Source organism: Alkalihalobacterium elongatum, from assembly GCF_019024285.1.
Taxonomy (GTDB): Bacteria; Bacillota; Bacilli; order Bacillales; family Bacillaceae_F; genus Alkalihalobacterium; species Alkalihalobacterium elongatum.
Genome location: NZ_WMKZ01000052.1, coordinates 1 through 3,166 on the forward strand (window position 1 = coordinate 1; position 3,166 = coordinate 3,166).

1 protein-coding gene and 1 rRNA gene are annotated in these 3,166 nt (G+C 33.9%); both read left to right on the forward strand.

The annotated features are described in order from the left end of the window. Positions 1-103: ribosomal RNA gene (gene rrf, locus GKP30_RS23285) — 5S ribosomal RNA — on the forward strand; the annotation flags it as partial. A gap of 558 nt (positions 104-661) precedes the next feature. Then, positions 662-1,861: an aminotransferase-like domain-containing protein gene (locus GKP30_RS23290; protein ID WP_216831866.1), complete on the forward strand. Its 1,200-nt coding sequence runs from the start codon at positions 662-664 to the stop codon at positions 1,859-1,861. Positions 1,862-3,166 lie beyond the last annotated feature (1,305 nt).

Consider the following 3,166-nt stretch of genomic DNA (forward strand, 5'->3'; position numbering starts at 1 on the left):
GCGAAGAGGTCACACCCGTTCCCATGCCGAACACGGAAGTTAAGCTCTTCAGCGCCGATGGTAGTTGGGGGCTTCCCTCTGTGAGAGTAGGACGTCGCTAGGCACACAAAGTACAATTCAGAATGGATTGTGCTTTTTTAATGCAAAAAAACTGAGTAATCTACAGGCTCAAAGAGACAACGCTTCAAAGAGTAAGTCGATGGGAGCAACATGAAATAGCAGCGAGGGAATAACATCAAGTCCCCCTGTGAGAGGAAACCTTTCTTTTCGTAGAACAACATGAAGGACCATCGAAGAAGTGGCGACATGGAAAACGTCCCGTAGGAAAGAAAGGTTTAAAGGGACATCGCTAGGCACAAAGCACAATCCAAGTGGGTTGTGCTTTTTATGTTAAAATTGCTAAAAGTAACAATTTGCGGATTTAGTTTTAACTTATTGTTCCTGTTATTTATTTGTTTTTATATACTAATTTTTAGAAAAGGTTTAATAGTATGTACATTAGGGAGACCTTGGGGTTTGAGTGTATTTAATTAAAACTAAGATATTGTTGTTTGCGTACTAGCATAATGCAAGTTTTTTATGATTAATTACATAATGTTAAAAATAGGTTAACTATAAAAGCAAAGTATTAAAATTGATTATCGGAAAGGGGAGGAAAAAAGTGAATGTTCAATCTTACTTTTCTAAGAATATTATAGATGCGCTTAAAAATAATCCGCCGGGGGAATGGATGACAGATATCCCAAATGGATGTATTCGACTTAATTCTGGTTACCCTGCACCTGAACTAATCCCTGTACACCAGTTTAAGGAAAGTGTTGTTCGTTTACTTGAAAAGGAGCAGGATTTACCATTCCATTATCTTGGTAGTCCGGGAATGGAGAATTTAAAGCAAAGTATTCAAAAAAGATTAAGTGAGAGGGGCATTACTGTTTTAGAAGAAGAGCTTTTAATTACATCGGGAGCTTGTCAGGCGATTGATTTGATAGCCCGTATTCTAGTGGATGATGAAACTGTAATAGCCATAGAAGCCCCAACGTATATGGAAGCTCTAGAGGTTTTTCAAAACTATACCAAGCGCTTTATTAGTATTCCAGTAGATGAGCAGGGAATGCAAACGCATGTACTAGAAGAAGTGCTAGCAGAGAGGGAAAGTAGAGGGAAGCCTCTTCCGTGTTTACTATATACAATCCCAACCTTTCAAAACCCAACAGGTACAACGATGAAGGAGGACCGCCGACAACATTTATTAGATTTAGCGGAAAAATATAATTTTTTGATTTTGGAGGATGATGCATACGGTGAATTGAACTTCAGGAAGTGTCCACCCCCTCTAAAAGCAATGGATAGAGAAGGTCGAGTTCTTTATGTTGGTTCATTATCAAAGGTAGTGGCACCCGGGTTGCGAATTGGATGGATTGCAGGGTTACCCGATTTTATTACCGCATTAGCTTGGTTTAAAAAAGATTTAGATCATCCATTTGCTCAAGCCTCAATGGCGACTTTCTTAGAATCTATAGATTTTGAGAAATGGCTTAACTATATAAGAAGTACGTATCAACTAAAATCATCTATACTTATCTCTGCCATGAAGCAACACCTTCCCAAATCTGTTACCTGGTATGAACCAGAAGGGGGTTACTTTGTATGGGTTAAAATTACAGGTATTAATACGTCAGAATTATTGATACATGCTTTGTCAGAGGGTGTTTCATTCGTTCCTGGAAAATACTTTTTCCTGGATCATAATAATGGAACTGCGTTTCTTCGCCTTTCCTTTAGTTATGCTAATAAAAATGAAATAGTCGAGGGAATCCAAAAGTTAGGTAAAGCTGTAAAATTAGTACTTAACAATAGTTAAAAATAAATAACAGTCTTTTCATGGGTGTTTCGAGATTTTATTTAACCTTAGTTTTTTCAACACGCGACTAAGGTTTTTTTACTTATATAGTTGTGTTAAATTATAGTTGATATACGTGAAGAAAATCACTCAACTTTTCTGAATTAGCACTAAATTCAATAACAAACTAGCAGTGTTTTTTTATTTTTATATTTAACAAAATTCATTCCATTTTAATTCTAACGTTTTCTTGGGTAGTGCCCGATTGTTGATGAAGGGATGTATTTTAGTGTAAAGTAAAAATTTAAATTCAATAAATGTTCAAAAACTTAATCGGTTATGTATGATATAATCAAATTAGAAAGAGATAATTAAAACCACAAAGTTAACACTGTAGGAGGCTCAACCATCTTCGTTGGTTCCGTTAAAAAGTATCATATCTCAATAACGAAAAACCAATGAAAGGATAATTAGCGCTCAAGGGTTGTTATAACCTTGACTCAAACGAAAATTAAATGAGCAAGTTTATCCATGTAAGATGAATTAAGATGAATGGGCAAATGATGTAGGTGTTTAAAATGAGAAACATCCAGTTGTATCGTGAAGTACGATTAAGAGGAATTTCAAGTTTTAAAAAAACTGAAAGGAATTTAAATATCATACGGAACGAACAAACATCACTATTCAAAACATGAAAGAATGGATTAGCTTAAAAAGTAGGGAAGTAAAGAAGCAAGTAAAGGTGATGTTTAAGAATGGTTGGGTCTCCTAAGGTGATAACAGTTAAAATCTAGCTAATATTAGCTAGATTTTTTTTGCCTAAATATCCTTGCATAAAAAATGTTAGGTACATAATTATAGTAAGTAAAATTCATATAATGAAGTTTGTAATAGAAATCCAGTGTTCTGTTATCTAATATTTTTTTAACCTTAAGCTACAGAAAAATACCACTTGTATTTTCCGTTATTATATGATAAATTTATACATCTGTCGCACTAAAAAAAGAGAGCAACAATAGTTGCGTGGAATTAAGTAATGTGATATATTATTATCTGTCGTTAGTATCACTTTTCTTTTTATAACAGTACTAATAATGTTGTTTTGTAACTTCTTAAAAAAAGTACTTGCCTCGAAAGTTTTAATGTGTTAAGATATTTTTTGTCGCAATTAATACCATAAAGATTGTAGTTGAGAAAAACATCTTTTTTTAAAAGTGTTGCGCAGAATTAATTATAGTGATATAATAAATCTTGTCGCTAACAACGACATAAAAAGTTCTTTGAAAACTGAACAAAAAGCCAAGCGAAATAAAGAGATACATGATA